Below are 22742 nucleotides of genomic sequence, written 5' to 3' on the forward strand. Positions count from 1 at the left end.
CGTACGACCCGCACAACAGCACAGCCAGCACCGTAGATCGCACCGCACCGCACCGCACCCGCACGGCACCGCTCCGGCGGGACACACCCATACCCTCACACCCACTCTCGAGGATGCGACATGCGCGCATACGGACCGCAGCTCAGCCGACGCGGATTTCTCGGCGGCTCCCTCCTGTTCGTCGCCGGCGCGGCCGTGGGCTGCACCACCAGCCCGACCGGCGGCGGTTCGGCCGACGCGAGGACCACGCTGAACGTGTGGTTCCACGCCTACGGCGAGGCCGGCACCCAGCAGGCCGTCACCCGCTACGCCACCGCCTTCACCAAGGCCAACCCGGACATCGCGGTCAAGGTCACCTGGGTCCCCGGCGACTACACGAGCAAGCTGAATGCCACCCTGCTCACCGACGGGGCACCCGACGTCTTCGAGATCGGCGACTTCAGCGAGGCGCTCGCCCGGCGCGGCCAGATCGCCCCGCTCGACGAGGTGTACGGCAGTGCCAAGGCCGACTTCAACCAGGGCGACCTGGACCTGGTGACCGTCGACGGCAAGCTCTACGGCGTCAAGACGCTCGACGACGTCATGATGCTGTACTACCGCAAGAGCGTGCTCGCCAAGGCCGGGATCACGCCGCCCGCCACCTTCGACGACCTCGTCTCCACCGCCAGGGCCCTGACCACCAAGGACACCAAGGGCCTCTTCCTCGGCAACGACGGCGTGGGCGACAGTCCGATCGTGGCGGTGTGGTCCAACGGCGGCGAACTGGTCACCGACGGCAAGGCCGTCTTCGACTCACCGCAGGCCGTGGCGGCGGTGACCGGCCTCAAGCGGCTGCACGACGACAAGTCCCTGCTCCTCGGCTTCACCACCGACTGGTGGGACTCGGCCGCGTTCGTGCAGAACGTCGTCCCGATGCAGTGGGGCGGCCTGTGGTCGATGCCCGCCGTCAAGACCGCTCTCGGCGACGACTTCGGCGTGCTGCCCTGGCCGGCGTTCAGGCCCGGCGGCACCCCCGCGCTCCGGGTCGGCGGCTGGACCAGCTGCGTCAACGCCAAGGGCCGGAACGTGGCCGCGGCGAAGAGGTTCGTCCAGTGGCTCTGGGTGGAGCAGACCGAGCTGCAGAAGGACTGGTCGGAGAGTTACGGCTTCCACATACCCCCGCGCAGGTCCGTCGCCGCGACCGCGGACAAGCTCTCCGGGGGCGCGGCCAAGGAGACCGTGCAGATCGCCGCCAGGTACGGCCGGGTCAACCCCGGCACCTGGGACACCGCCGTGAGCACCCCGTTCATCGCCGCCGCGACGAAGATCGTCGGGGGCCAGGGCGACGCCGCCCGGCTCCTCAAGGACGCGGCCGAGCAGGCCCAGACCGCCCTGGACAAGCAGCGGCCCTGATGAACGCCACCTCGGACACCCTCTCGCGCCCCGAGCACCCCGACCGCCCCGAGCGTGCCGGGCGCCCCGCGGCCACGACGCGCGGCCCCGCCCGGTACCGCCGGCGCGGTGCCGACCGCCGCGCCTGGGGAGCGTTCCTCCTGCTCACCGGGCCGATGCTGGTCGGCCTCGGCGTCTTCAAGTACGTCGCCATCGGCTGGAGTCTCCTGCTCAGCCTGAGCGACGCCCACGGCACCATCGGCCTCGGCCACTGGGCCGGCCTCGACAACTACCGGGAGCTGCTCTCCGACGCGGCCTTCCGCCGCTCGCTCGTCGAGATCCTGCTCTTCACGCTCGCCATCGTCCCGGTCACCTTCGCCGCCTCGCTGGGTCTGGCCCTGCTGGTGCACCGCGTCCGGCGCGGCCGCGCCCTGGTGCGCACCGCCTTCCTGGTCCCCGCCGCCGTCTCGTACGTCGCGGCCTCGCTGCTGTGGAAGATGTGCCTGTTCAACGGCCTTCCGGCGGGCGTGGCCAACATGATCGGCGGCTGGTTCGGGATGGACCCCGTCCCCTGGCTGCAGACCACCTCGCCCCCGCTGTACTGGGTGGTCCTCGTGACGCTCCGGCTGTGGCTCCAGGTCGGCTTCTACATGGTTCTCTTCCTGGCCGGGCTGCAGGCCGTCCCGAAGGAGATCGACGAGGCCGCCGCGCTCGACGGCGCCACCGGATGGCGGCTGCGGTGGCGGATCACCCTGCCGATGCTGCGCAACACCTCCGTCGCCGTGCTGATGCTGCTGTTCATCGCCGCCTTCCAGGCGTTCGACGAGTTCTACAACCTGTTCAACAGCGGCCTGAGCGGGTCCGGTTCGGCCCCCGTGCAGACCCCGCTGGTCCACCTCTACAACACCGCGATGGGCACCCAGAACTACGGCCTCGGATCAGCCGGAGCCTTCGTCCTCACCGCGCTGATCGTGGGCGTGACCCTGCTCCAGGGCAGGATCACCGGCTTCGGCAAGGGCGAGGAGTGAACGGCGTGAGGACGACGCGGGTGAAGAGGACGCGGGTGACGACGGCCCAGGCGAAGACTGTCCGGGCGAAGACGGCCCGTACCCTGGCCGGCACCCTGCGCCCGGGCGCGCGCGGCCTGCTGACCGGCCTGCTGACGGCGCTGTTCCTGGCACCGTTCTACCTGATGGTGCGCAACGCCCTGATGGACGCGCAGAGCCTCACGGCACCGCACTGGACGTGGTGGCCGGCGACGACGCACTGGGAGAACTTCACCGCCCTCTTCACCGACCCGGCCCTGCACATGGGCGCGGCACTGGGGAACTCCCTGCTCGTCGCCGCCGTCACCGCACCGGTCTCGACGCTGCTCGCCTCGGCCGCCGGATACGCCCTGGCCCGGATCCAAGTGCCGGGACGCGGCATCGTGCTCGGCCTGGTGGTCGCCACCCTGATGATCCCCGGCTCGGTGACGTTCGTGCCGACGTTCGTCGTCGTCGGCTCCATGGGCGGCGTCAACACGCTCTGGGGCGTGATCGCCCCCGGCCTCTTCAACCCGTTCGCGGTCCTGCTGTTCCGGAACTTCTACCTTCAGTTCCCCCGCGAGATCGAGGAGGCCGGACGCCTGGACGGCCTCGGCCGGCTCGGCCTGTACCGCCGGATCGCCCTGCCCTCCTCCGGCGCCATGCTCGCCTCGCTCGGCGCGCTCGCGTTCATCGACAGCTGGAACTCCTTCCTGTGGCCCCTGGTCATCGGCCAGGACCCGTCCGCCTGGACCGCCCAGATCGCGCTGTCCACCTTCCTCACCTCCCAGACCATCAACCTGCCCGGTCTGTTCGCCGGGGCCGTGGTGACCATCGCCCCTCTGGTGGTCATGTTCCTCATCGCGCAGCGGTACATCGTCGAAGGCATCGCCACCAGCGGCCTCAAGGGCTGAGCAGCCCCGCGAGGCCACCCCTCACCCCTAGGAGGGTCAGCATGAGATCAGCCAGCTCGCCCCGTCCAGCCGGCTCGCCCAGGCCCGCCGGCTCGCCCCGTCCAGCCGGTCGAGTGCCCGGCATCACGAAAGGCGTCGTCCGGGCGCTGTCCACGGCGCTGGCCACGGCCGGCCTGCTCCTCGGTACGGTCCCCGGCTCGGTCGCCGTCGCCGTCACCACCGGCCCGGCGACGGCCGAAGCCGGCTCGTCCGGCACCCTGACCGGCCCGCAGCTCGCGGCGTCCTGGACCGGCCCGCTGTCCACCCGGGGCCGCTACATCGTCGACGCGAACGGCGACCGCTTCAAGCTCAAGGCGAGCAACTGGGCCGGCGCACAGGGCACCTGGCAGGGCAGCGGCGACGTCAACGACGTCGCCAACCACCAGGCGAGGCAGAAGTCCGACAACATCCCGCTCGGCCTGGACCGGACGCCGATCGGGCAGATCATGGCCGACTTCCACGCCGTCGGCATCAACAGCGTCCGGCTGCCCTTCGCCAATGCGATGGTCCACGACACCACCCCGGTGCCCGACTCCGCCGTCACCGCCAACCCGCAGCTCAAGGGCAAGACCCCGCTCCAGGTCTTCGACGCCGTCATCGAGGCGCTCACGGCCGACGGGTTCGCCGTCGTCCTCAACAACCACACCACCAGCTACCGCTTCTGCTGCGGCCTGGACGGCAACGAGCGGTGGAACAGCGGCCAGTCCACCGCGCAGTGGATCGACGACTGGGTGTCCCTGGTGAAGCGCTACCAGGGGAACAAGCGGGTGGTCGGTGCCGACCTGCGCAACGAGGTCCGCCGCGACACCTGGGACAACCCCAACTGGGGCTGGGGCGACGCACACGACGAGTACGCCGCCTTCGAGGAGGCCGGCAACCGCATCCTCCAGGCCGACCCCGACATGCTCGTCATCATGGAGGGCATCAACTGGTACGGCATCCCCGCGGCCCTGTTCGACCACGGCCGGCCGATGCTCACCCCGGTGCGCAACCTCTCGAACACCCTGATCAACTCCGGCAAGCTGGTCTACGCGGCGCACTTCTACGCCTACACCGGGCCCGCCAACACCGGTGCCGCCGACGGCAGCACGGGATCCACCAGCGACCCGCGCTACCAGGACTTCACCCCCGAGCAGCTCGCCCAGGTCGTCGACGACGAGGCGCTGTTCGTCACCCGATCCGGTCAGCACTTCACCGCACCGGTGTGGATCAGCGAGTTCGGCGCCGGCGGCCGCGGCTCCGACAACGCCAAGGAGCAGGCCTGGTGGCGCAACTTCACCGACATCCTGGTGCGGAACGACACCGACTTCGCCCAGTGGCCGCTGGTCGGCTGGAGCGACGCCAACGGCACGCCGAACGACAACTGGGCGCTGATCTCGTACGACGCCACCGGCCGCAGGACGAGCGTCGACGACCCCGGTGACTGGCGGCTCACCGACTGGAACAAGCTGGTGAACGCCCCCTCGCGCACCGGGGCCATCGCCCCGGTCGACCACTGGAACATGCTCGACCTCGACTTCGGCGACCAGAACGTCTCCGCCACCATGCGGGCCAAGGCCGACTGGAGCACCGGCAACCGCAAGGGGAACTGCCCCGACGCCCAGCGCGTGGTGGCCCTGGCCCGCAGCTCCAACCGCGGCCTGTGCACCGACGCCCACCAGCCCGCCAAGTCCGCCGGCGGCTGGGTCACCGTCACCGACGAGCGCTACGTCACCCACGGCGACTGGGCGAGCGGCTACAACAAGCTCCAGTGCCCCGACAACGCCTTCGCCGTCGGCTACAGCGTCCACGGCAACGCCATGGCCGCCCTGCTCTGCGCACCGGCCGACCACCCGCTGCCGCTCACCGGGCGCAACGTCTGGTTCGACCACGGCGACAACCGGCCCGCGACCGGCGGTTCCGTACAGAGCGACTGGGCGCCCGGCTACTACAAGGGTCAGTGCGCCGACGACGAGTACCTCGCCGGCGTCGCCTACACCTGGCAGTGGAGCCACGGCGGCGCCCCCGACGCGCTCCTCTGCCGCCCCCTCGCCTGACCGACCCCGGCACCGGACCGACCCGGACCGACCCGGACCGACCCGGACCGACCCGGACCGACCCCGGCACCGGACCCCGCACCGACACCCAGGAGTACTCCGGCATGACCCGACTGGAGATCACCGCCGACGGATTCCGGCTCGGCGACCGACCGCTGCGCATCATCTCCGGCGGACTGCACTACTTCCGGGTCCACCCGGAGCAGTGGGCCGACCGGCTCCACAAGGCGCGCCTGCTGGGACTCAACACGGTCGAGACCTACGTCCCCTGGAACCTCCACGCCCCCCGTCCCGGTGCCTTCCACCGGGACGGAGGTCTCGACCTGCCCCGCTTCCTCGACCTGGCCGCCGCCGAGGGGCTGCACGTCCTGCTCCGCCCCGGCCCCTACATCTGCGCCGAATGGGAGGGCGGCGGCCTGCCCTCGTGGCTGCTCGCGGAGGACGGCATCGCGCTGCGCAGCCGCGACCCGCGGTTCCTCGCGGCCGTCGACGGCTACCTCGCCGCCCTCATGCGCGCCGTCAGGCCGTACCTGTCCAGCAACGGCGGGCCCGTGCTCGCCGTACAGCTGGAGAACGAGTACGGCGCCCACGGCGACGACCCCGGCTACCTCGCCGGACTCGCCGGCCTGCTGCGCGCCCACGGCGTGGACGTCCCCCTCTTCACCTGCGACCAGCCCGCCGATCTGGAGCGCGGCGGACTCGACGGCGTACTGCGCACCGTCAACCTCGGCAGCCGGGTGGCGGCCGGGCTCGCGGAGCTGCGCCGGCACCAGCCGGCCGGACCGCTGATGTGCTCCGAGTTCTGGATCGGCTGGTTCGACCGCTGGGGCGCCACCCACACCACCCGCGCCGCCGAGGACGCCGCCGCCGACCTGGACCGGCTGCTCGCCGCCGGGGCCTCCGTCAACATCTACATGTTCCACGGCGGCACCAACTTCGGCTTCACCAACGGCGCCAACGACAAGGGCACCTACCGGCCCACCGTCACCTCCTACGACTACGACTCGCTCCTCGACGAGGCCGGTGACCCCACCGCCAAGTACGAGGCCTTCCGCGAGGTCATCTCCCGATACGCGCCCGTCCCGGCCGAACCGCTGCCCGCCCCCGCCGCGAAGCTCTCCCCGTCGGCCGTCGAACTCGACAGCTCCGCCGGTCTGCTGGAGCACGCGCGGACGCTCGGCGGCGCGGTCGAGGCGACGGGCCCGCTCGGCATGGAGCAGCTCGGCCAGGACTTCGGCTTCGTGCTGTACGAGTCGGTGCTGCCGGCCGAGGGCCCGGCCGTGCTGCGGATCGGCGAGGTGCGGGACCGCGCCCAGGTGTTCGTGGACGGCCAGCCCGTCGGCGTACTGGAGCGTGAACGCCACGAGCACGCCCTCGCCTTCACCGTGCCCCGGGCCGGGGCACGCCTGGAGGTCCTGGTCGAGAACCAGGGCCGGGTCAACTACGGCCCCGGCATCCACGACCGCAAGGGTCTCCTCGGCCCGGTCACCGTCAACGGTGCCGCACTCGCCCCCTGGACCAGCCGCCCGCTGCCCCTGAACACCCTCGGCGCGATCGCCTTCACCCCCGCCGTACCCCTGGCCGGCCCCGCCTTCCACCGAGGCTCGTTCGAACTCGACCGGCCCGCCGACGGCTACCTCGCCCTGCCCGGCTGGACCAAGGGCCACGCCTGGGTCAACGGGTTCCCGCTCGGCCGCTACTGGTCCCGGGGCCCGCAGAGCACGCTCTACGTCCCGGCGCCGGCGCTGCGCCCCGGCCGGAACGAGCTCACCGTCCTCGAACTCCACGCCACCACCACACGCACCGTGGAACTGCGGGACAGGCCGGACCTGGGCCCGACCCAGGAGTGACACCGCCGACCGGCGGCGAGGGAGGGGCCGTGCGCACTCGCACATGCGCGAACCCCTACTCTGGTGGCCGCCGGTTGGCGGATTTCGAACAGTGCGACGAACGGGATGTGACACGTGACGGGGGCGAACGGCGCGGATCTGGTCGGCGAGGTTCTGGGCGGGCGATACCGCGTGACCGCGACGATCGGGCGCGGTGGCATGGGCGTCGTCGCCCGGGCGGTCGACCAGTTGCTGAACCGCGAGGTCGCCGTCAAGGTCCTGCGGGCCTACACCGACGCCTCCCCGGCCGAACTGGCCGATCTGCGGCTACGGATGCAGCGGGAGGCACAGGCCGCCGCCCGCATCCGGCACAGCGGTGTGGTCACCGTGCACGACGTGGTGGAGGAGCGGGGGCTGCCCGTCATCGTCATGGAGCTGGTCGACGGGCCCTCGCTCGACGACGTGCTGGCGGAGCGCGGCTCGCTGGAGCCGCGCGAGGCGGCCGCGATCGGCGCCAGGCTGATGGACGCGCTCGACGCGGCGCACCGGGCCGGAGTCCTCCACCGCGACGTCAAGCCCGGCAACGTACTCCTCGAGCGCGGAGGCCGGGTCGTGCTCACCGACTTCGGCATCGCCAGCATGGACACCTCCGGCGACGAGGCCCTGGCCAAGCTGACCCAGAGCGGCCAGATCGTCGGCTCCCTCGACTACCTGCCGCCGGAGCGCGCGCAGGGCCAGGTCCCCGGCGCCGCGTCGGACATCTGGGCGCTCGGCATGACCCTGTACGCGGCCGTGGAGGGCGCCGCGCCCTTCCGCCGTACGTCGGTGTGGTCCACGCTCGCGGCGATCGTCGGCGAACCGCTGCCGGAGCCCCGGCGCGCCGGACCCCTCACCCCGGTCCTGCGGGCGCTGATGGCCAAGGACCCGCTGCAGCGGCCCGACGCCGCCCGGGCGCGCGAGATGCTGGAGGCGGTCGCCGGAGGCATGACGGCGGACCTCGCGGCGGCACCGGCGCCCTGGCCCGGCACTGTGGCGGCGCCGGCGCCCCAGCCCGTCACTCCGCCGGGCTTCGGTCCCGCCGTCGCCGCGCCGTTCTCCCAGCCCGCCCCGCAGCCCGTCGCCCCCTACCCGCCGGCCGGCCCGTACGCCGCCCCGCAGCCGGGCACCGCGCCAGGCGTACCCGCCGGTCACCCCGGCCGTTCCGAGACCCGTGCCACGACGGTCCGCGCGCGCCGCCGCACCCGCACCGTCGTGGCGGTGGCGGCCGCCACCGTCCTCCTGGGCGGCGGAGTCGCCTACGCGCTGATGGACATGAGGGGCACCGGGGGCGGCGACGGGCCGGCCACGGCGCTCCCCGCGGCGAGCGCCTCCGCCGGCGGCGACACGTCCGACGCGGGCGGCCCGACCGACGACCCGACCTCCCCGGGGAGCCTGACGTCCGTCAACCCCGGCGAGACGCCGTCCGCCACCCCCTCGAACAAGGCCGAGGACCGGGAGACGGGTTCCACGTCGGCGCCGGGCGACGGAGCCGACAAGCCGGCCGGGAGCCCGTCGTCCGCCCCGAAGGCGACGCCCAGCGCCACGGTGAAGGAGCCCGTCCCGGTGTCGACGGCGTGCACCGGCTGGGCCCACTCGGACCGCAGCAGCGGCACCGGCCACGCTTCCCGGAACACCCACCTCTACACCGGGCCGTACGCGAAGTGCTCCTACGTGACCGCGATCGACACCGGCACGAAGGTCTCCTACGAGTGCTACGTCACCAACGCCGAGGCCAACAAGTGGATCTACGCCCGGATCGCGGGCACGGACACCGAAGGCTGGATCTTCGGCGACAAGTCGGCCCTGGACGGCGGCACACTCGCCCGTTGCTGAGCTCCCGGCCCCGGTGACGACCGTCTCAAGGGGCCGAAGGCGGACGCCTCAGCCCGTGACGACCTCCAGGCAGGGCTGGCCGGCGCCGCTGAGCCGCGTGTTCAGGACGGCCGCGAGGCCGGCCGCGCCGAGCGGTTCGAAGACGGCGAGCGAAGCGGTGCCGTTCCCGCCGGCGGAGGTCTGTGCGGCGGCCACGGCGTCGGTGACGTCGAGGCCGACCCAGTCGTAACCGGTGGAGACCTGTCCGGTGCCGAGCGCGCCGGCCAGGGCCGGGGCGCTGTTCCAGGTCACTCCGGTCTCGGTCCAGGAGCCGGAGGCCGTGGCGAAGGCCTGGAGGACGGTCCGGGTGCCGCCGGAGTCCTGGACGTTGCCGTGGAGCCAGAGCACGGCCCGGGAGACGTCGCCGGTGAGCCCGGCGACGTCGAAGGCGAGCAGGGACCTGCGGTTGTAGCCGCTGCCGGTGCTGTCGGTGTTCTTCACGACCATGGTGGTGGCGTTGCCGTAGTTGGTGTTGCCGTACGCGCCGTCGCGGACGTACGTGGTGGCGGTGGCGCTCAGTGTGGCCGCGGTCCGCGGCGCGGCGGCCGGGCCGGAGGCGCTGAGGGTGACGGTCCGGCCGGCGCCCTGGGTGCCCCCGGTCTCGGCGAGCAGGACGACCTGCCCGGAGGTGGTCAGCACGTTGACGCCGGCGGCGGCCGAGACGGCGGGGTAGGTGCTGCGGGCGATCGTGACCCGGACGGTCGCCGCGGTCCGGGTGGGGTCGGAGACGACCACGGTCAGGGTGCCGTTCCGCTCCTTCATGAGCACCGAACAGGGCGCGGAGACGGTGATCGGTCCGGCGGTGCCGGCGGCGAAGAAGTTGGCCATGGTCAGGCCGAGCGACGGGCAGCTGACGGCCTGCGCGGTGACGTCGTTCGCGAGGACGGTGACGTCGGGGGCGTCGGCCCGGGCCGCCGCGGCGGAGGCCGTGGCACCCGGCATGAGCTGGTAGCAGTAGGCCGCGCCGGTGGGGTCGGTGCCGTGGTCGAACCAGAGCGAGAGGTAGTTGCGGGTGAGGGGGGTGGTGGAGGAGGAGGTGTTGACGGTGGACCAGGCGCCGGTCCGGGCGACCCGCTTGGCCTTGACGGTCGCGCCGCCCGGGAAGACCCAGGCGCCCATGCCGCCCACCGCCATGTACCGGCTGCCGGTGAAGGTCCGGCTCCAGCCGAGGGTGCTGGGCTGGACGGTGCCGTCGACCGTGAAGACCTGGTTGTTGTTCGCGCCCAGGTTGCGGTTGTCGACGGTGGTCTGCACGCCGACGCCGTCGGTGCTGCTGATGCCGGCGCCGAGGCAGTAGACCGAGTCGTCCAGGCAGAACCAGGACTTCCGGCCGGTCAGGGTGGACTGCAGCCCGCGCACGTCCTGGCCGACGGCGGCGTAGGTGCCGTCGGTGGTGCCGCCGGCCCAGGTGTTCGCGGGCCTGCTCGCGTTCCACGCCCCGCCGGCCGCGTCGGCGAGGGGGAGCGTGGAGACGGTGGTGCCGGGCAGCAGGTACGGGTCGACGGTGGCCCAGAAGGCGTCCGCGTACTGCCCGTTGCCGTAGGTGTCGCCCCACCAGGAGAGCATGCCGCTGTTGGAGTGCCACGCGCGCAGGTTCTCGCCGTTGCCGGTCTCGTAGAAGGTGGTGCGGGCGGAGCACATGCTGATCTGCGCGGCCCAGCCGGCCCGGCGGTGGACGGACCGGTCCATGGCGAACAGCCGGTGTCCGACGGGCTCCGCGCCGGCGGTGACCGTCGTGTCGTTCAACAGGGCCTGCGCGGCGGCCAGTTCGGGGATCCCGACGCTCTTGTCGGTCAGCAGCGGCGCGTAGTAGTCGCGCTGGAGCCAGCCCTTCACCATCGCCTTCCAGGACGCCGACTGCGCGGCGGTGGGCGTTCCCGAGGCGGCGAGCCGGAGGATGTCCGAGACGACCGCGTGGCCCCGGGTGTGGTCGTCCTGCTGGATCCGCAGCGAGTCGCTGTTCTGCACGCCGCGGCTGATCGCCCGGCCCGAGACGCCGTCCATGACAAGGCCGTTGTAGACGAACGGCGCCCAGCCGGCGGCCACACCGGAACAGACGTTCTGCGCCGCCGGGTCGGTGACGGCCCACTGCGTCCCGGCGAGCAGCGCGAAGATCCTGCCGAGGCCGCCGAGCAGGACCGTGCCGTAGGTGCCGGCGTACGGGACGCAGCCGTGCTGGACGAAGCTGCCGTCGGCGTACAGGCCGTCACCGGTCAGGACGTACGGGAAGACCGGGGACAGCGCCTGCTGGGCGGTGCCGATGAGGCTCGGGCTCCTGCCGATCACGCCGCGCACGGCGAGCACCCGGCACAGGTCGACCCGGTTGGCGCCGGTGCTGTGCCCGCTGTAGGAGGTGACCTCGGACAGCGGCACGAAGTGGTCGATCGCGGCGCAGCCGTCCGCGATCTGCGTCGGGGTGAGCCGGGAGTACATCAGCGCGCAGACGTCGAGGAGCCGCTGCGGCGCCCCGATCTCCCAGTCCCACCAGTTGTCGTAGACGGCCGTCGACGGCGTGTACGCGTGCGCGGACAGCCAGTCGAGGCCGGTGGAGACGGCCGAGGCGAGCGAGGCGCTGCCGGTCAGGCCGGTGCCCGGCTGGACGTACGCCAGAGCCATCGTCCGCAGCCGGGCGTAGCTGGTGGTGACGTTGGCGGAGACGGTGCCGACCGGCAGGTCCGGCCAGAGCGAGGAGGCTCCCGGTGCCATCGCGGACAGGTGGGTGTTCGCCTCGGTGCCGAGAGTGGACAGCGCGGAGGCGAACGGGGCGGCGGCCGGGTCGAAGCCGGTGCCCGTGAGCAGCCGCACCCAGGTGTCGCGCATGGCGTCGTACGTGTCGGCGGCCCGGGCCGGCGTCGGGCCGAGCACCTGGGTGGCGCCGGCCAGGGCGGCGGCCGCCCCGGTGAGCTGGAGCAGCCGACGGCGGCTCACCGCCGTGGTGAGAGGCACAGCGAACTGCTCGGCGTCCATGAGCGTCCTCCTTGACGAGCTCGTGACCGGCTCCGTGACCGGATTCCCTGATCGGAATGGCGAGGACGCTAGGTGTCGTGCCGAGGGAGGGCAACGCGTCGGCGGCACATGACCGACCACATGTTTCGCGGGCGCGGCGCGGTGGAGGCCTTGCGCGCCGGCGGGCGGCGAAGGTCTGTTCATCGGGGGATTCATGCGGTCGAATGGGCGTTGACCTCGCATGACTCGTGCCAAATCCTTGGTTGGCGTGAGTGACCAGGGAGTGCACATGACCGGCTCGGTGTACCGCGGGACGGATGCCGGCGGACCCGCCGGCAGGGAGCTGAAGTTCAGGAAGCTCGCGGACCGGCTGCGCCGGGAGATCGCGGAAGGCGTCTGGCCGCCGGGGAGCCGGCTGCCGACCGAACCCGAACTCGCGCGGGCCAACGGCGCCTCCATCAGCACCGTCCGCCGGGCGGTCGCCGATCTGGTCGCCGAGCGGCTCGTGGTGCGCCGGCAGGGAGCGGGCACCTATGTCCTCGCCCCGGACAGCGGCGAACGCCGCGCCGAACTGATCGGCGTCGTCGTGCCGGACACCGCCTTCTACTACCCGCGGGTCCTGGCCGGCATCGAGGAGGAGCTCGCGGCGGCCGGCGCCCGGCTCGCGATCGTCTGCTCCGACTACGACCAGGCACGCGAACTGCGTGCCCTCCGGGAGCTGCTCGACGCCGGAGCCGACGGCCTGCTCCTGGTGCCCACCCTGGACGGGCCCGAGCGGCCCGAGGCGTATCTGCGCCGGCTGGCCGGACTGCCCGTGCCTGCCGTGCTGATGGAGCGCCGGGGCAGCACCCTCGGCGACACGACGGAGAACGTCTGCACCCACCACGAGGCCGGCGGCTACGACGCCGTCCACCACCTCGCCCGCCTCGGCCACCGGGCCATCGGTCTGGTACTGCGCGCCCCCAGCCCGACGGCCGAGCCGGTGAGCCGGGGCTTCCGCCAGGCCGTACGCGAACTCGGCCTCCGTACGGCCGAGTTCAGCGCCGCCCTGCAGGAGTGGAGCCCGGCCGCGGCCGACCGCTGCCTGGCGCGGCTGCGCGCCGCCGGTGCCACGGCGGCGGTCTGCTTCGGCGACCGGCAGGCGGCCCTCCTCGCGGCCGCCGCGCGCCGGGCGGGCCTCACGGTGCCCGAGGACCTGGCGCTGATCGCCTACGACGACGAGATCGCCGACCTGGCCGAGATCCCGCTCACCGCCGTGGCGCCGCCCAAGCACCAGCTGGGCCGCACCGCGGCGGGGCTGCTGCTGCACCGGCTCCGGAACCCGGACCAGCCCCGGCGTCAGGTGCTGCTGCGTCCCGCCATCACCGTGCGCGACTCCTGCGGCGGCCGCGACGGCGGCCAGGGCGGCGGCCCTCGGGCAGCGGCCGTCGGGGCGTGGAGGTCTCCGAGCCGTACTCCCGGAGGCGACGCGCACGTTCCTCCTCCGGCGTGAGCCGGCCGCTACGGCGTGAGCCAGCCGCGCAGGAGCCTGCTCACGGTCGGCATCGCCACGTACGTCATGAGCACGTTGAAGACGCAGGCCACGACCGCGCTGCTGAGCAGGACGGGAAGCGCGGTCAGGTGCGGCATGAGGAAGAGACTGCCGAGCACGGAGATCGGATAGATCGCCAGGGTCGCGCTGACGGCCATCTTCCACCGGGGCGGCGCGGGCCGGGTCGAGCCCGGCTTGGCGAACCAGGTCTCCATGCCGGTCAGTTGCCGCCGGGCGATCTCGGTGTGGTGGTGGCCGTCGCAGTCGGCGAACCAGGCCGCCCGCTCGGGCGACTCCTGCCAGGCCCGGCACGCCTCCGGGTCGCGGAAACGGTGGACGAGGAACCAGGGGGCGTCGCCGCCGGAGGAGCGGAAGAGCCCGTAACCGAGGTGGCCGGGGAACGTCGCCGCCGTGTCGAGGATGCCCTTCGCCCACCGCTCGAAGGCGGCCTCGTAGCCGGGCTCCACCCGGCGGGCTATCAGCAGGGTCACCTCGCCGCTGTCGGCGGGAACGGTGGTGTGCTCAAGGCTGACCGCGGTCACACGAACTCCTCATGATCTCACCGCGCCCGACCACACTGTACGCGCTGCGCGCCGCCGCGCGGGGGCCCCGGTCCCGGCCGACAGTGCGCTGTCGTGCCACCGTCCGGGCGCGGGAGGCAAAGGCGACCGGTCCGGGCGCTCGTAGCTTCGAGGGGTGCCGAGCCGCCGAGGCGGCGGGCACGTTACCGATCGCTCCGAAAGAGGACCCCTCATGTTCGACATCGCCAAGGTGCAGGCCGCTCCGAGCAAGGACCTGCTCACGCCCGACAACTCGGTCATGCTCTTCGTCGACCACCAGCCGCAGATGTTCTTCGGCACCGGCAGTGGCGACCGTGCCGCGATCATCAACAGCACCGTGGGTCTCGCCAAGGCGGCCCGGGCCTTCGACGTGCCGGCCGTCCTGACCACGGTCGCCGCCGAGTCGTTCTCCGGGCCGCTGCTGCCGCAGCTCGCCGAGGTGTTCCCCAAGCACGAGATCATCGACCGCACCACCATGAACGCCTGGGAGGACGAGGCGCTCGTCGCGGCGGTCAAGGCGACCGGGCGCAAGAAGATCATCCTCTCGGGTCTGTGGACCGAGGTCTGCCTGGTGCTGCCCGCGCTCTCGGCGCTGGAGCAGGGTTACGAGGTGTACGTCGTCTCCGACGCCTCCGGCGGCGTCAGCCCGGCCGCCCACGAGCACGCGCTGCAGCGGATGGTGGCCGCCGGCGCGGTCCCGGTCACCTGGGTCCAGGTGCTCCTGGAGCTGCAGCGCGACTGGGCGCGACAGGAGACGTACGGCGCCGTCATGGAGATCGTCAAGGCCCACGCCGGCGCCTACGGCCTGGGTGTCGTGTACGCGCAGAGCGTCATCGGCGCGCACGCGGCCGGCTGACCCCCGTGGACACCGGCATTCTGATCCTGCGTCTGCTGGTGGGACTGCTCGTCGCCGGCCACGGTGTGCAGAAGATCAGCTCGCACCTGGGCGGCCGGGGACTCGAAGGCGGCACCGAGGAGTTCCGCGCCGACGGCTTCCGGGGCGGAGCCCTCACCGCCCTGGCGGCCGGCGGCGGCCAGATCGGCTCGGGTCTGCTGCTCGCCGCCGGCCTCCTGACCCCGCTCGCCGCGACCGGAACCATCGGGGTCATGACGGTCGCCCTCACCGTCAAGCGGCCCCACGGCCTCTGGGTGCAGAACGACGGATACGAGTACCCGCTCGTCCTCGTCGGCACCGCCGCCGCCCTCGCCGCCACCGGACCGGGCGCCTGGTCCCTCGACGCGGCACTCGGCCTCACGCCGTACCCGCTGTGGTGGGCCGCCCTCGCGCTCGTGGCCGGGCTCGGCAGCGGGCTGCTCACCCGGCTGGTCCTGCACCGGCCCGCCCCCGGCGCGCGCTGAGCGCCGCCGCACCGACCGGGTCCGGCCGCCCGCGTACCCCCGACCGGGCGGCCGGGCCCTCCCACCTCTTCCCGACCAGCCGACCAGGAGCACTCGATGGACACCACCACCACACCGGCACGCGGCGGCGGCCAGCCGCTGCTGCACCAGAAGGGCGCCGAGACCCAGGCGTTCGGCACGCTCAAGCAGCTGCCGATCGGCCTCGGCCACGACACCCGTATGTACGCCTGCCAGCGGCTCAACCGCGTCCTCGCCGACACGCAGATCCTCTACTCCCTCTACAAGAAGCACCACTGGCTCATGCGCGGGGCGACCTTCTACTCGCTCCACCTGATGCTGGACAAGCACGCGGAGGCGCAGCTGGCCATCGTCGACGCGCTGGCCGAGCGGGTCCAGAGCCTCGGCGGCGTCGCGGTCGGAGACCCGCGCCACGTCGCCGAGCTGACGGCGATCCCGCGCCCGCCGGACGGCGTCGAGGAGGTCCCCGTCATGCTGTCGCGGCTGCTCGACGCGCACGAGCGGATCCTGATCGACGCCCGGGACGCCGCCGCCCGGCTCTCCAAGGAGGGCGACGAGGGCAGCACCGACCTGCTCGTCTCCGACGTCATCCGCACCGGCGAGGCGCAGGTGTGGTTCCTGGCCGAGCACCTGGTGGACACCCCTCTGGTACGCGGCTGATGGACGACCCGTACGAGGGCACGAACGAGGAGGCGCCCGAGGGCGCGTACGACGTCGTCGTGGTCGGCGGCGGTCCGGGCGGCGAGGTCGTCGCCGACCGGGCCGTCCGGGCGGGACTGACGGCCGTCGTCGTCGAGGCCGAGGCGGTCGGCGGCGAGTGCTCCTACCGTGCGTGTGTGCCGAGCAAGGCGCTGCTGCGTCCCGGCGCGGCGCGCAAGGCCGCGCGGGCGGTCGACGGCGCCCGGCAGACGGTCACGGCGGCACTCGACCCGGCGCACGTGCTGGCCCGCCGCGACCGGTTCACCGCTCGCGGAGACGACACCGGCCAGGCCGACTGGCTCCACGGCGCCGGCATCGCCCTCGTACGGGGGCACGGCCGGCTCGCCGGAGAGCGCCGGGTGGCCGTGACCGGGCCCGACGGCGCGGTCCGCACCCTGCGGGCCCGGCACGCGGTCGTGCTGAGCACCGGCACGGAACCCGTCCTGCCGCCGGTCGAAGGGCTCGACCGGATCGGTGTGTGGACCAGCCGGCAGGCCACCACGGCCGACGCGGTGCCCGGGCGGCTCGTCGTCATCGGCGGGGGAGTGGTGGCCTGTGAGATGGCCACCGCGTGGCGCTCGCTCGGCTCCGCCGTCACCCTGCTCGTCCGCGACCAGGCCCTGCTGACCGGGTGGGAGCCGTGCGCCGGCGAGGAGGTCACCCGCGGGCTGACCGGTCTCGGCGTGACGGTCCGCTTCGGGGTCTCGGCCGTCCGGGTCGCCCGTGACACGAGCACCCGCGCCGTGACCGTGCACACCGACGACGGCGCCACCCTCGTCTGCGACGAGGTCCTGGCCGCCGTCGGCCGGCGTCCGCGCACCGCCGACCTCGGTCTCGACTCCGTCGGACTGCCGGCCGGGGACTGGCTCCCCGTCGACGACACCTGCCGGGTCACCGCCCTCGACGGCGACTGGCTCTACGCCGTCGGCGACGTGAACCACCGTGCGCCGCTGACCCACATGGCCAAGTACCAGGCCCGCGCCTGCGCGGCGGCGATAGCCGAGCGCGCGGCGGGCCGGCCCGCCCGCACCGGAGACCGGCAGGCGTGGAGCGCGGAGGCCGACCGCTTCGCCGTCCCGCAGGCCGTCTTCACGCACCCCGAGGTCGCGAGCGTCGGTCTCACGGAGCGCGCGGCACGCGAAGCGGGCCTCGCGGTACGCGCGGTGGAGTACCGCATCGACGACGTCGCCGGTGCCGCGCTCCACGCGGACGGCTACCGCGGCCACGCCAAGCTCGTCGTCGACGAGGCCAGGGGAGTCGTCGTCGGCTGCACCCTCACCGGCCCGATGGCGACCGAGCTGATCCACACCGCCACCGTCGCGCTCGTGGGCGAGGTCCCGGTCGAACGCCTGCGGCACGCCGTGCCCTCCTTCCCGACGGTGAGCGAGGTCTGGCTGCGGCTCCTGGAGGCGTACGGGCTCTGAGACGAGACCCGGTCCGACTGCTCCCCTTCGGGAGGCGTACGGCTCCGAGGCCGGACCCCGGCCGACCGGCCGCCCCTCCTGGAGGCGTACGGCCTACGGCCTCTGAGGCCGGACCCCGCCCGACCCCCGCAACCGCCCGGCCCGATCGCGGCAGACCCTCCCGCCCGACCCAGCGCACCGGAACGCTTGACCTCCCGACAAGGAAACCCCCATGCATCCCACGAGACGCTCCCTCGCCCTCGGCCTCGCCCTGCCCGCGACGCTCGCCGCCCTGGTCGGCGCCGGACCCGCGAGCCGCCCGACCGCCGCCACCGGTGACGATCGGCACGAGCCCAAGCCCACCATCGTCCTGGTCCACGGAGCGTTCGCGGACGCCTCCAGCTGGAGCGGCACGATCCGGCGGCTGCAGCACGCCGGCTACCCCGTCCTGGCCCCCGCCAACCCGCTGCGCGGCCTCGCCGACGACACCGCCTACCTGCGCAGCGTGCTGACCGCCGTCGACGGACCCGTCGTCCTGGTCGGCCACTCCTACGGCGGCGCCGTCATCAGCGGCGCCGCGGTGGGCGACAGCCGGGTGAAGGCCCTCGTCTACATCGCCGCCTTCACCCCGGACAAGGGCGAGAGCGCCGCCGAGCTCGCCGCCAGGTTCCCCGGCTCCACCCTCGGCGACACCGTGAACCCGCGGTCGTACCCGCTGCCCGGCGGCGGCACCGGCACCGAACTCGTCATCGAACGGACCAAGTTCCACGCCCAGTTCGCCGCCGACGTCCCCACCGCCGACGCGGCCGTCATGGCCGTGAGCCAGCGCCCGGTCGCCACCACCGCCCTGGAGGAGAAGGCCGGCGAGGCGGCCTGGAGGACGATCCCGTCCTGGGCGCTGATCGCCACCGCCGACAAGAACATCCCGCCGGCCGCCCAGCAGTGGATGGCCCGGCGCGCCGGCTCGCACGTCACCGAGGTGGACGCCTCGCACGCCGTGGCCGTCTCCCGCCCCGCCGTGGTCACCCACGTGATCCTCGCCGCCGCGCGGGCGACCCGCTGAGCCGGTCCTGCCCCCTCCCGTACATCCCGAAGGAGAACCCCACATGACGAACCGTCCGGTCCTCGAACCCGCCGCCCAGGCGTTCGCCGAGGCCACCGCCCCGCCGCCGTACCTCTACCAGATCCCCGTCGCCGAAGGCCGCAAGGCCGTGGACGACGTCCAGAGCGGCGAAGGCGTTCCCCTGCCCGAGGTCGACGAGGAGTGGATCACGGTCCACGGCGGCCCGACCGGCGACGTCCGCGTCCGGATCGTCCGTCCGCGCGGTGCCACCGGATCCCTCCCCGTCATCCTCTACATCCACGGCGCGGGCTGGGTCTTCGGCAACGCGCACACCCACGACCGGCTCGTCCGCGAACTGGCCGTCGGCACCCGGGCGGCCGTGGTCTTCCCCGAGTACGACCTCTCGCCCGAGGCGCGTTACCCCGTCGCGATCGAGCAGAACTACAGCGTCGCCCAGTGGGTCGCCCGCGAGGGTCACCACAAGGACCTCGACGGCACGCGGATCGCCGTCGCGGGCGACTCGGTCGGCGGCAACATGAGCGCGGCGCTCACCCTCATGGCCAAGGAGCGCGGCGACGTGAGCCTCGTCCAGCAGGTCCTCTTCTACCCGGTCACGGACGCGAGCTTCGACACCGACTCGTACCGTCAGTTCGCCGAGGGCTACTTCCTGCGCCTCGACGCCATGAAGTGGTTCTGGGACCAGTACACGACGGACGAGGCCGAGCGCGCGCAGATCACCGCCTCGCCGCTGCGCGCCTCCACCGAGCAGCTCACCGGCCTCCCGCCCGCCCTGGTCGTCACCGCCGAGGCGGACGTGCTGCGCGACGAGGGCGAGGCGTACGCGGCGAAGCTCCGTGCCGCCGGGGTGCCCGTCACCGCCCTGCGCGTCCAGGGCGTCATCCACGACTTCGTGATGCTGAACGCGTTGCGCGAGACCCAGGGCGCGGAGCTCGCCATCGGTGTCGCCACCGACATCCTGCGGAAGGCCCTCGCATGACCACGACCGGGCCTTCGACGAGCATGCCGGTGGCGGGCCTCGTCCCCGCCCCGCGGCGGGAGCACGAGCACGCCGATCTCCTCGTCCGCAACGCCAAGGTGTTCACGGGTGACCCCGACCGGCCCGAGGCCCGCGCCGTCGCGATCCGCGACGGCCGGGTCGCGGCCCTCGGCGACGACCACGACCTCGCCCACCTCGTCGGGCCGGGCACCAAGGTCGTCGACGCGCTCGGCCGCCGGGTGATCCCCGGACTCAACGACTCGCACCTGCACGTCATCCGGGGCGGCCTCAACTACGTCCTGGAGCTGCGCTGGGACGGCGTACGCAGCCTCCGCCAGGCGCTGGCGATGCTGCGCGAGCAGGCCGGCCGCACGCCCAAGGGGCAGTGGATCCGGGTCGTCGGCGGCTGGACCGCCGAACAGTTCGCCGAGCGCCGGATGCCGACCGTCGCCGAGCTGAACGCCGCCGCCCCCGACACCCCCGTGTTCGTCCTGCACCTGTACCAGTCGGCGTTGATGAACCGGGCCGCCGTCAAGGCCGCCGGTTTCACCCGGGAGACCCCCGATCCGCGCGGCGGGCAGATCGTCCGCGGCCGGGACGGCGAACCCAACGGCGTGCTGCTCGCCGCGCCGAGCGCGCTCATCCTCTACTCGACCCTGGCGAAGGCACCCGCCCTCGACGAGGCCGACAAGCGGACCTCTACGCGGCACTTCCTGCGCGAGCTGAACCGCTTCGGACTGACCTCGGCGGTCGACGCCGCGGGCGGGTTCCAGAACTTCCCCGACAACTACGCGACCGTCGTCGACCTCGCCAGGTCGGGAGAGCTGAGCCTCCGGATCGCCTACCACCTCTTCCCGCAGACGGCCGGGCAGGAGCTCGCCGACCTCAAGCGCTGGACCGAGATGGTCAAGCCGGGGGACGGGGACGAGTGGCTCCGGCTCAACGGCGCGGGCGAGAACCTGACCTGGGCCGCCGCCGACTTCGAGAACTTCTCCGAACCGCGACCCGAACTCGGCGCTTACGAGGGCGAGTTCGAGCAGGCTGTCCGGCTCCTGCTGGAGAATGGTTGGGGGTTCAGGCTCCACGCGACCTACGACGAGACGATCCGGCGCGACCTGGCCGTCTTCGAGAAGCTCGCCGCGGAGGGACTCTTCCCCGGTGGCAGCCGCTGGCTCTTCGACCACGCGGAGACGGTCTCGGCCGGCAGCCTCGACCGGATCGCCGCCCTCGGCGGCGCCGTCTCGGTCCAGAACCGGATGTCCTTCCAGGGAGCCGCGTTCCGCGACCGCTACGGCGCCGAGGCAGCCGCCCACACCCCGCCGGTCCGGGCCATGCTCGACCGCGGCCTGACCGTCGCCGCCGGCACCGACGCGACCCGCGTCTCCTCGTACAACCCGTGGGTCGCCCTCCACTGGCTGGTCACCGGGCGCACCGTCGGCGGCACCGCGCTCTACCCGGCCGGGAACCTGATCGACCGGGAGACCGCCCTCGGCCTCTACACCCGGGGCGGAGCGCGGCTCACCGGCGAGCAGGACGTCAAGGGCACCCTGCGGGAGGGCTGCTACGGCGACCTCGCTGTCCTCTCCGACGACTTCCTCACCGTGCCCGAGGACGTCATCCCCGACATCGAGTCCGTCCTCACCGTCGTCGGCGGCCGGATCGTCTACGCGACCGCGGAGTACGAGGGACTCGACGAGGCCGTCCCGCCGGTGAGCCCCGCATGGAGCCCCGTCGCCCGCTTCGGCGGCTACCAGTCGGGCCAGGGAGGCGCCCACCAGGCATCGCTCGTGGCCGAGGCCGTCGACGAGTCCGAGCAGCACCGCCGGTGGCGCGTCGCGCGCGGCTCCGTCCCCGAGACGGCGCCGTCCTTCGTCGACCCCTGCTTCGACCACTGAAAGAGAGCCATCCGATGACTGCCGCCTCCCCGGCCGCCGACGGCGACGAACAGGACCCCGCCGCGCCCCCGGGACGCCGTTTCGAGCCGGACCTCCGGTCGATGACCCGGATCAACCTGCGCCCCATCGCCTCACCCATGCCGCTCGGCTTCTTCACGATCGCCATCGCGTCCGTGATGACGGGCTGCCTCCAGCTCGGGATCTTCGGCGAGGAGGCCCGCACCGCTGTCGCCTTCACCGTGCTGCCGGCCTTCGTCCTCCAACTTCTGGTCAGCTTCCTGGCCTTCGGCGCCCGTGACGTGATCGCGGCCACGCTGATGGCGGTGTTCGCCGGCAGCTGGCTGCCGTACTCGCTCATCATGCTCAGCGGCGCGGCCGACGGCCTGAAGGTCCTCGGCGTCTTCAACCTGGCGCTCCTCTGCTTCGGCGCGCTGATGACCGCCGTGACCGGGCCCAAGCGGGCGCTGTGGCTCGTCCTCGCCGTCTCCCTGCCCCGCTGGGCGGCCACCGGCCTCGCGGGCGTCACCGGCGTCGAATGGCTGACGCGCACGTCCGGGGTGCTCGGGTTCGTGGTGGCGCTGGTGGCGATGTACACGGCGTTCGCCCTGATGCTCGAGGACATGCGCAGCGAGCAGGTCCTGCCCCTCGGCCGCAGCGGCCCCGCCCACCTCGCCGTGGAAGGCGACCTCGCCGTCCAGCTCCGCAACCTGGAACGCCAGGCGGGCGTGCGCCGCACCCTCTGACCCCGGCCGCCGGCCGCCGTAACACCGCGATCAGACAGGAGCACCCATGGAACCCAAGGTCATCGACCGGCCCGAGAAGTCCCGGTACGAGATCCTCGCCGAGACCGCCGCCGCCGCCGACGGCGACGGCGACCGCACCGAGACCGCCGGCTTCGCCGAGTACCACCTCTCCGAGGGCGAGATCGCCTTCATCCACACCGAGATCGATCCCCGCTTCGGCGGCCGGGGTCTCGGCGGGCTGCTCGCCCGCGGCGCCCTCGACGACGCCCGGGCCCGTGGGCTCCGCGTCCTGCCGTACTGCCCCTTCATCCGCGGCTGGATCGGCAAGCACCCCGAGTACGCCGACCTGGTGCCCGAGGCGCGCCGCGCCCGCTTCGGCCTGTGAACCGACCCCTGACCACCC

At 73.1% G+C, this 22742-nt stretch carries 18 protein-coding genes; 16 read left to right on the plus strand and 2 right to left on the minus strand.

The window, feature by feature from the left end:
- Nucleotides 1–120: 120 nt before the first annotated feature.
- The 6 genes from ACWEV0_RS07305 to ACWEV0_RS07330 all read left to right on the plus strand — a co-directional run bounded on the left by ACWEV0_RS07305 (nucleotide 121) and on the right by ACWEV0_RS07330 (nucleotide 9086).
- Nucleotides 121–1392 carry an ABC transporter substrate-binding protein gene (locus tag ACWEV0_RS07305; RefSeq protein ID WP_453147277.1) on the plus strand — a complete coding sequence of 424 codons (1272 nt, stop codon included), beginning with the start codon at nucleotides 121–123 and terminating at the stop codon, nucleotides 1390–1392.
- Entirely contained in the window at nucleotides 1392–2399 is a 1008-nt protein-coding gene (locus ACWEV0_RS07310; protein WP_453147278.1) for a carbohydrate ABC transporter permease, read from the plus strand. The genes ACWEV0_RS07305 and ACWEV0_RS07310 overlap by 1 nt, the downstream gene beginning before the upstream one ends.
- Before the next feature lie 5 nt (nucleotides 2400–2404).
- Nucleotides 2405–3310: a carbohydrate ABC transporter permease gene (locus ACWEV0_RS07315; RefSeq protein WP_453147280.1), complete on the plus strand. Its 906-nt coding sequence runs from the start codon at nucleotides 2405–2407 to the stop codon at nucleotides 3308–3310.
- Nucleotides 3311–3423: 113 nt separating this feature from the next.
- Nucleotides 3424–5385 (plus strand): glycoside hydrolase family 5 protein, encoded by a 1962-nt coding sequence (locus ACWEV0_RS07320; protein ID WP_453147282.1) that lies wholly within the window; start codon nucleotides 3424–3426, stop codon nucleotides 5383–5385.
- A gap of 104 nt (nucleotides 5386–5489) precedes the next feature.
- Nucleotides 5490–7235, plus strand: coding sequence for a glycoside hydrolase family 35 protein (locus tag ACWEV0_RS07325; protein ID WP_453147283.1), 1746 nt, complete (start codon nucleotides 5490–5492; stop codon nucleotides 7233–7235).
- Nucleotides 7236–7349: 114 nt separating this feature from the next.
- The gene (locus tag ACWEV0_RS07330; RefSeq protein WP_453147285.1) at nucleotides 7350–9086 is read left to right on the plus strand and encodes a protein kinase domain-containing protein; all 1737 of its coding nucleotides are present in this window, start codon (nucleotides 7350–7352) and stop codon (nucleotides 9084–9086) included.
- A gap of 48 nt (nucleotides 9087–9134) precedes the next feature.
- Here ACWEV0_RS07330 and ACWEV0_RS07335 read toward each other — a convergent pair whose 3' ends face one another.
- Nucleotides 9135–12092, minus strand: a complete 2958-nt coding sequence (locus ACWEV0_RS07335; RefSeq protein ID WP_453147286.1) for a polysaccharide lyase family 8 super-sandwich domain-containing protein — start codon at nucleotides 12090–12092, stop codon at nucleotides 9135–9137.
- A gap of 247 nt (nucleotides 12093–12339) precedes the next feature.
- Between ACWEV0_RS07335 and ACWEV0_RS07340 the strand changes: the two genes are divergently transcribed.
- Entirely contained in the window at nucleotides 12340–13563 is a 1224-nt protein-coding gene (locus tag ACWEV0_RS07340) for a LacI family DNA-binding transcriptional regulator (protein ID WP_453147287.1), read from the plus strand.
- An 8-nt stretch (nucleotides 13564–13571) separates the two neighbouring features.
- On the opposite strand, the gene ACWEV0_RS07345 is transcribed toward ACWEV0_RS07340, so the two are convergent.
- The gene (locus tag ACWEV0_RS07345; RefSeq protein WP_453147289.1) at nucleotides 13572–14144 is read right to left on the minus strand and encodes an antibiotic biosynthesis monooxygenase; all 573 of its coding nucleotides are present in this window, start codon (nucleotides 14142–14144) and stop codon (nucleotides 13572–13574) included.
- Nucleotides 14145–14355: 211 nt separating this feature from the next.
- Here ACWEV0_RS07345 and ACWEV0_RS07350 point away from each other — a divergent pair, with 211 nt between their 5' ends.
- The 9 genes from ACWEV0_RS07350 (at nucleotide 14356) to ACWEV0_RS07390 (ending at nucleotide 22724) form a co-directional block, all read left to right on the plus strand.
- Nucleotides 14356–15018, plus strand: coding sequence for a hydrolase (locus tag ACWEV0_RS07350; protein WP_453147291.1), 663 nt, complete (start codon nucleotides 14356–14358; stop codon nucleotides 15016–15018).
- A gap of 5 nt (nucleotides 15019–15023) precedes the next feature.
- A complete protein-coding gene (locus tag ACWEV0_RS07355) occupies nucleotides 15024–15521 on the plus strand; it encodes a DoxX family membrane protein (RefSeq protein ID WP_453147293.1) in 498 nt (165 codons plus the stop codon).
- 96 nt (nucleotides 15522–15617) lie between these two features.
- Nucleotides 15618–16199, plus strand: coding sequence for a Dps family protein (locus ACWEV0_RS07360; protein ID WP_453147295.1), 582 nt, complete (start codon nucleotides 15618–15620; stop codon nucleotides 16197–16199).
- A complete protein-coding gene (locus ACWEV0_RS07365; RefSeq protein ID WP_453147297.1) occupies nucleotides 16199–17662 on the plus strand; it encodes a dihydrolipoyl dehydrogenase family protein in 1464 nt (487 codons plus the stop codon). The genes ACWEV0_RS07360 and ACWEV0_RS07365 overlap by 1 nt, the downstream gene beginning before the upstream one ends.
- A gap of 211 nt (nucleotides 17663–17873) precedes the next feature.
- A complete protein-coding gene (locus ACWEV0_RS07370; RefSeq protein ID WP_453147299.1) occupies nucleotides 17874–18704 on the plus strand; it encodes an alpha/beta fold hydrolase in 831 nt (276 codons plus the stop codon).
- A gap of 43 nt (nucleotides 18705–18747) precedes the next feature.
- Nucleotides 18748–19701, plus strand: coding sequence for an alpha/beta hydrolase (locus ACWEV0_RS07375; protein ID WP_453147300.1), 954 nt, complete (start codon nucleotides 18748–18750; stop codon nucleotides 19699–19701).
- The gene (locus ACWEV0_RS07380; RefSeq protein ID WP_453147302.1) at nucleotides 19698–21596 is read left to right on the plus strand and encodes an amidohydrolase; all 1899 of its coding nucleotides are present in this window, start codon (nucleotides 19698–19700) and stop codon (nucleotides 21594–21596) included. Before ACWEV0_RS07375 ends, ACWEV0_RS07380 begins: the two co-directional genes overlap by 4 nt.
- 14 nt (nucleotides 21597–21610) lie before the next feature.
- Nucleotides 21611–22339, plus strand: a complete 729-nt coding sequence (locus tag ACWEV0_RS07385; protein WP_453147304.1) for a GPR1/FUN34/YaaH family transporter — start codon at nucleotides 21611–21613, stop codon at nucleotides 22337–22339.
- A 46-nt stretch (nucleotides 22340–22385) separates the two neighbouring features.
- The gene (locus tag ACWEV0_RS07390; protein ID WP_453147306.1) at nucleotides 22386–22724 is read left to right on the plus strand and encodes a GNAT family N-acetyltransferase; all 339 of its coding nucleotides are present in this window, start codon (nucleotides 22386–22388) and stop codon (nucleotides 22722–22724) included.
- Nucleotides 22725–22742 lie beyond the last annotated feature (18 nt).

The sequence above is a fragment of the Streptomyces sp. NPDC003943 genome, from assembly GCF_053605265.1.